Genomic DNA, 6,354 nt, shown 5'->3' on the forward strand with positions numbered 1-6,354 from the left:
ATCTCCACCGTGGTGGCGTACGGCAGCTCTTCGCCCAACTGGCGCATCAGCTGTTCACGCACCAGTTCGCCGGCCAGGAAGCGCTGGCTGCGGTCGGTGATTTCGTCTTCGCCGAACATCGGCGGGGCTTCCGGCAACAGCGCCAGCACATCACGGACCAGGGCTTCCAGGCCGTTGCGCTTCTGCGCCGAAATCGGATGCACCGACGAGAAGTCACGGCCGGCGGTCACTTCCTGCAGGAACGGCAGCAGTGCGCCCTTGTCCTTCATGCGGTCGATCTTGTTGACCACCAGCACCACCGGGACACCGGCGTCGCGCAGCACGTTGAAGGCCAGGCTGTCCTCTTCGTCCCAGCGTCCGGCTTCGATCACCAGCAGGCCGGCGTCGACGCCTTCCAGCGAACCGCGGGCGGCGCGGTTCATGACCCGGTTCATCGCCCGCTTCTGCACCTTGTGCAGACCGGGCGTGTCGACCAGTACCAGCTGCCCTTCCGGGTAGGTGGCGATGCCCAGCAGGCGGTGACGGGTGGTCTGCGGCCGGTTGGACACGATGCTGACCTTGGCCCCGACCAACGCATTGGTCAGGGTCGATTTGCCCACGTTCGGGCGGCCGATGACGGCCACGCTGCCGCAATGATGGGGAGTTTGTTCGCTCACTTGGAATCCAGTTGTTCAAGGACGGCCGCAGCCGCTTGTTGTTCGGCAATCCGCCGCGAGGAGCCTTCGCCCTCGGTGCTGGCGGCGGGGTCGGCTACGTTGCAGCGTACCCGGAAGTGTTTGGCGTGGTCGTCACCGGATTCTGACACCAGTTCGTACTGAGGCAACGCCTTCTGTCGGCCCTGCAGCCATTCCTGCAGGCGGGTCTTGGGGTCCTTCTCCGGTCGCCCGGTGGCCGGCAGCGCCTCCATCGAGGCGGCAAACCAGGGCAGGACCAGCGCCCGGCAGGCTTCAAAGCCCACATCCAGGTAGATCGCCGCGACCACGGCCTCGAATGCATCGGCAAGGGTCGAGTCGCGGCGATGGCCGCCGGACTTCATTTCGCCAGGCCCCATCGTCAGCCGGTCACCCAGCTGCAGGGTCCGCGCGATCACCGCCAGCGCGCCTTCGCGCACCAGCTCGGCGCGGGCGCGGGTCATCGCGCCTTCGTCTGCCTTGGGCCAGCGCAGGTACAACGCCTCGGCGACCATCATGTTGACGATGCTGTCGCCGAGGAACTCCAGCCGCTCGTTATGCGGCGCGCCGGCACTGCGATGGGTCAGCGCCTGCTTGAGCAGGCCTGGATCGCGGAAGGTGTGACCGATCAGGTCTTCACGTTGGAAAGATTTATTCGGCACCGCTACGGGTCAGGTCCTGGGAAGAATCGAATTTGCCAACCACATCCAGGTTGCCGACCAGTTGGCGGCGCACTTCGTAGTTGACCTTGAGGGTCCAGCCATTGTCGCGACGGTCGAACTTGACGTTGGCCGGCTTCACGTTGTCCGAGTAGTTGATGTACAGCCGCTTGAAGAACAGGTCCTGGATGTTGGCCGGCGCCATGCTGCCGATGCCGGGTTCCTTGGCCAGGCTCTTCATCGCCGAGCGCACCGCGTAATACTCCTGGTACATCGGGAACAGCTTCATGCCGACGTAAAGGAAGAAACCAACCACGATCAGGACTACCAGGAACGAAGTCAGAGTCATGCCGCGCTGCGTGTTCATCGTCTTCATTGCGTTCTCCCCAGATACGCGAGTGGATGTGAAGTCAGTTGATGCTCGAGCCGATCCGCGACGGTTCGAAGCCGTCCTTGCAGAACCAGCCCTGGCAGTTCAGCCAGATCAGGAACGCCTTGCCGCGCAGGTTCTCTTCCGGCAGCAGGCCCCAGAAACGACCGTCGTCGCTGTTGTCGCGATTGTCGCCCATCACCAGGTACTTGCCGGCCGGTACGGTCCACTGGCCCTGGCCACGCGGATAGTCGGTCTCCAGCACGGTGTGGGTACGGCCCGGCAGGTGCTCGACCAGCAGGTTGGCGCCCTCGCCCTGGCCCTTGTGGCCGGCGTAGATGCCCTTGTTGTCGTACTTCAGCGGTTCGCCGTTGAGGATCACGCCGTCGCCTTCGAACACGATGGTGTCGCCCGGCACGCCGATCACGCGCTTGATGAAGTTCTCACCCTTGGCCGGATCGTTGTCGCCATGGCCCGGGAAGTGGAACACCACCACGTCGCCGCGGGCCGGATCACCGACCGGCACGAAGCGGGTATTGGTGATCGGCAGGCGCAGGCCATAGGAGAACTTGTTGACCAGGATGAAATCGCCGATCAGCAGGTTCGGCATCATCGAGCTGGACGGGATCTTGTACGGCTCGGCGATGAAGCTGCGAACGATCAAGACGATCGCCAGCACCGGGAAGAACGCACGCGAGTAGTCCACCAGCACCGGCTCGGTGTCGAGCAGGCCGGCGCGCTGGGCGCGACGCTTGGCCAGGTACAGCTTGTCGGCCAGCAGGATCAGGCCGGAGGCCAGGGTCAGCACGACCAGGAGGATCTCAAACAGTTTCATTCAGGGTCCTTTGCAACGTCACCGGACGATCGGCCCGAAGGCCGGTTTCGGGGCTTATTTGTTGTCCATCTGCAGCACGGCCAGGAAGGCTTCCTGCGGAATTTCCACGCGGCCGACCTGCTTCATGCGCTTCTTGCCTTCCTTCTGCTTTTCCAGAAGCTTCTTCTTGCGCGAAACGTCGCCACCATAGCACTTGGCCAGAACGTTCTTGCGCATGGCCTTGACCGTGGTGCGCGAGATGATCTGCGAGCCGACAGCCGCCTGGATGGCGACGTCGAACTGCTGGCGCGGGATCAGGTCCTTCATCTTCTCGCACAGCTCGCGGCCACGACGATCGGCATGGCTGCGGTGCACGATCAGCGAAAGCGCATCGACCTTGTCACCATTGATCAGCACGTCCACGCGCACGAACGGGCCGGCATCGAAACGTACGAAGTGGTAGTCCAGCGAGGCATAGCCACGGCTGACCGACTTCAGCTTGTCGAAGAAGTCCAGCACCACTTCGGCCATCGGCAGCTCGTAGCTGATCTGCACCTGGCTGCCCAGGTAGTTGATGCCGATCTGGCTGCCGCGCTTTTCTTCGCACAGCTTGATGATGTTGCCGATGTACTCCTCGGGGGTGAGCACGTTGGCGCGGATGATCGGCTCGCGGATCTCCTGCACATGGTTCAACGGCGGCAGCTTGGCCGGGTTGTCCATGTTGATGATCGTGCCGTCGGTCTTCAGGACTTCATACACCACCGTCGGCGCGGTGCTGATCAGGTCCAGGTTGTATTCGCGTTCCAGGCGTTCCTGCACGATTTCCATGTGCAGCATGCCGAGGAAGCCGCAGCGGAAACCGAAGCCCATCGCTTCGGAACTTTCCGGCTCAAAGCGCAGCGCGGCATCGTTCAGGCGCAGCTTGTCCAGCGCTTCGCGCAGGTCCGGGTAGTCTTCAGCATCGACCGGGAACAGGCCGGCGAACACGCGCGGCTGCATTTCCTGGAAGCCCGGCAGCGGCTTCGCCGCGGGGTCGGCAGCGAGGGTGAGGGTGTCACCGACGGGCGCGCCATGCACGTCCTTGATGCTGGCAGTGACCCAGCCCACTTCGCCCGCACGGAGTGCCGGCAGCACCTTGCGCTTCGGGGTGAACACACCGACGTTGTCGACCTGGTGGTTGCGGCCGGTGGACATCACCTGCAGCTTGTCGCCGGCCTTGATCTCGCCCTGCATCACGCGCACCAGCGAGACCACGCCCAGGTAGTTGTCGAACCACGAGTCGATGATCAGCGCCTGCAGCTTGTCGGTATCACGCGGCACCGGCGGCGGAATGCGATGCACGATCGCTTCCAGCACGTCGACCACGTTCAGTCCGGTCTTGGCACTGACCGGGACTGCGTCGCTGGCATCGATGCCGATCACGGCCTCGATCTCGGCCTTGGCACGCTCGATATCGGCGGTGGGCAGGTCGATCTTGTTGATCACCGGCACCACTTCCAGCCCCTGCTCCACTGCGGTGTAGCAGTTGGCCACCGACTGCGCTTCCACGCCCTGGGCTGCATCGACCACCAGCAGCGCGCCCTCGCAGGCGGCCAGCGAGCGGCTGACTTCATAGGAGAAGTCGACGTGGCCGGGGGTGTCGATGAAGTTCAGATGGTAGGTCTGGCCGTCCTTCGCCACGTACGGCAGCGACACCGACTGCGCCTTGATGGTGATGCCACGCTCACGCTCGATCGGATTGGAGTCGAGCACCTGCGCTTCCATCTCGCGCGCCTGGAGGCCGCCACAGAGCTGGATGATGCGGTCGGCCAGCGTGGACTTGCCGTGGTCGACGTGGGCGATGATGGAGAAGTTGCGGATGTTCCGCATCGAATCAGAGGACATAGAGAGGTGGCGGCGGCGCGCGGCGTCGTCAGGGTAACGGTCGATTATCGCACGCCCGGAGGGTGGCCGCGTGGTTGACCTGTCCGGGCAAGCCCCGGAATGGCCGAAGCCCCGCCAGGGCGGGGCTTCGGGGATACCACAAGGGCCGCCGTGAAGACGGCCATCCATTCTTACGGGCCGGCCTTGACCGCCACAAAGGCACTGTTGCCGCTGCCGGTACGGACCAGCAGCATGACCACATCGCCCTTCTTGTACCCGGACAGTGCACGGTTCAGGCTTTCCACGCTGCCGACCGGGGCGCTGGCCACCTGCAGGATCACCATGCCGCCGGACAGGCCGGCATCACGGGCGCCTTCGCCCTTCACTGCGGTGATGCGGACACCTTCGCCCGCCTCAAGACCCAGCTGCTTGCGCTGCGGCGCGGTCAGGTCGGCAACCTCCAGCCCCAGCAGGGCATTGGCGCCGGTCTGCGGAGCGGCCGTGTCATTGCCTGCGGACGGGCTGCGGGCATTGCCCTGCGCATCCTCGGCCAGGGCAGTCAGGGTCGCGCTCAGGTCACGCGGCTTGCCGTCGCGGATCACGCCCAGGGTGACCCGGCTGCCCGGCGCCATCGCACCGATCAGCGGCGGCAGGTCGGACCAGCTGTTGACCTGCGCACCGTTAACCGTGCGGATCACGTCACCGATCTTGACCCCGGCCTTGGCCGCGGCACTGTTCGGCACGATCTGGTTGACCAGCGCGCCGCGGCTGTCGGGCAGGCCCAGGCCTTGCGCCTTCAATGAATCAATCGGCTCGACCACCGCACCCAGCTGGCCACGGGTGACCTTGCCGCTCTTTTTGATCTGCTCGACCGCGTTCATCGCCAGGTCGATCGGGATCGCGAAGCTGATGCCCATGTAGCCGCCGGAGGCCGAGAAGATCTGCGAATTGATGCCGACCACTTCACCGCGGGTGTTGAGCAGCGGACCGCCGGAATTGCCCTGGTTGATCGCCACGTCGGTCTGGATGAACGGCACATAGCGCTGGTCCGGCCCCCCGGTGTTGCGGCCGAGGGCACTGACCACGCCAGCGGTGACCGAATGATCAAGGCCAAACGGCGAGCCGATTGCGACAACCCACTGACCGGGCTTGAGGGTATTGGAATCACCCACGCGCACGGTCGGCAGGTTCTTGCCGTCGATCTTGAGCAGGGCCACGTCGTACTGCTGGTCGCTGCCCACCACCTTCGCGGTGAACTCGCGGCTGTCGCCGAGCTTGACCTTCACATCGCTGGCGTCGGCGACCACGTGGTAATTGGTCAGCACGTAGCCGTCAGGCGAAATGATGAAACCCGAGCCCATGCCGCGGCCCTTGATGCTGGGTCCGCCGTCCTGGCCGCCGGGTCCCTGCCCCGGCATCGGGAAATCCGGGCCGAAGAAGCGGCGGAAGAACTCGGGCATCTCGTCATCACCCGGGCCCATGCCGCCCCGTGCCTGGCGGTTGCTGCGGACGATGGTGGTGTCGACGTTGACCACGCCAGGGCCGACCTGTTCAACCAGGTTGGTGAAATCAGGCAGGCCACTGACCAGCGGTTGCGCCGGTGCGCGCGGCGCCGCAGCAGCGGCTGCGGCTGCGGCCTGCGGCTGGGCGGCAGGCGCCGCCGGTTGGGCACAGGCCACCAGCGGCAGGGTCAGGGCGAACAGGCCAATGGCATGTGTGCGGAGTCGGGGAGTCATCGGACGGCAACCTCCGGGTCGGATGGAAAGGGAAAGATGCGCCCCGCCGACGGCGGGGCGTGGGAAGGTACCCGGCTCAGTCGCGCGGGCGTTGCGACGCCGGCAGGTCGTCCTGCAGGCGTGGCTCGAACGGATAGAACGCGGTGCCACCGGCATGGGCCGGGAAACTGGCGTTGAGGGCGCCACCGGCGGCGGGCGCCAGGCTGGAGCGCGGCCACGGCCGTGCTTGCAGGCTACCGAC

At 65.2% G+C, this 6,354-nt stretch carries 5 protein-coding genes and 2 pseudogenes; all 7 read right to left on the minus strand.

Annotated features, from left to right (window positions below; all coding sequences use genetic code 11):
• Nucleotides 1–656, minus strand: a pseudogene (gene era / locus DBR20_RS19455) (GTPase Era); the annotation flags it as partial.
• The gene (gene rnc / locus DBR20_RS19460; protein ID WP_108267794.1) at nt 653–1,333 is read right to left on the minus strand and encodes a ribonuclease III; all 681 of its coding nucleotides are present in this window, start codon (nt 1,331–1,333) and stop codon (nt 653–655) included. The pseudogene era and the gene rnc, both read right to left, overlap by 4 nt.
• On the minus strand, nt 1,323–1,706 hold the full coding sequence (locus DBR20_RS19465; RefSeq protein WP_108267796.1) for a DUF4845 domain-containing protein: 384 nt from the start codon (nt 1,704–1,706) through the stop codon (nt 1,323–1,325). Before DBR20_RS19465 ends, rnc begins: the two co-directional genes overlap by 11 nt.
• Before the next feature lie 34 nt (nt 1,707–1,740).
• The gene (gene lepB, locus DBR20_RS19470; protein ID WP_059064781.1) at nt 1,741–2,535 is read right to left on the minus strand and encodes a signal peptidase I; all 795 of its coding nucleotides are present in this window, start codon (nt 2,533–2,535) and stop codon (nt 1,741–1,743) included.
• Nucleotides 2,536–2,589: 54 nt separating this feature from the next.
• A complete protein-coding gene (gene lepA / locus DBR20_RS19475; RefSeq protein WP_181393131.1) occupies nt 2,590–4,383 on the minus strand; it encodes a translation elongation factor 4 in 1,794 nt (597 codons plus the stop codon).
• A gap of 185 nt (nt 4,384–4,568) precedes the next feature.
• Entirely contained in the window at nt 4,569–6,113 is a 1,545-nt protein-coding gene (locus tag DBR20_RS19480; protein WP_108267800.1) for a DegQ family serine endoprotease, read from the minus strand.
• 76 nt (nt 6,114–6,189) lie between these two features.
• Nucleotides 6,190–6,354, minus strand: a pseudogene (locus DBR20_RS23495) (anti-sigma factor); the annotation flags it as partial.

Source organism: Stenotrophomonas sp. HMWF023 (assembly GCF_003060985.1).
In the GTDB taxonomy this organism is placed as follows: domain Bacteria; phylum Pseudomonadota; class Gammaproteobacteria; order Xanthomonadales; family Xanthomonadaceae; genus Stenotrophomonas; species Stenotrophomonas lactitubi.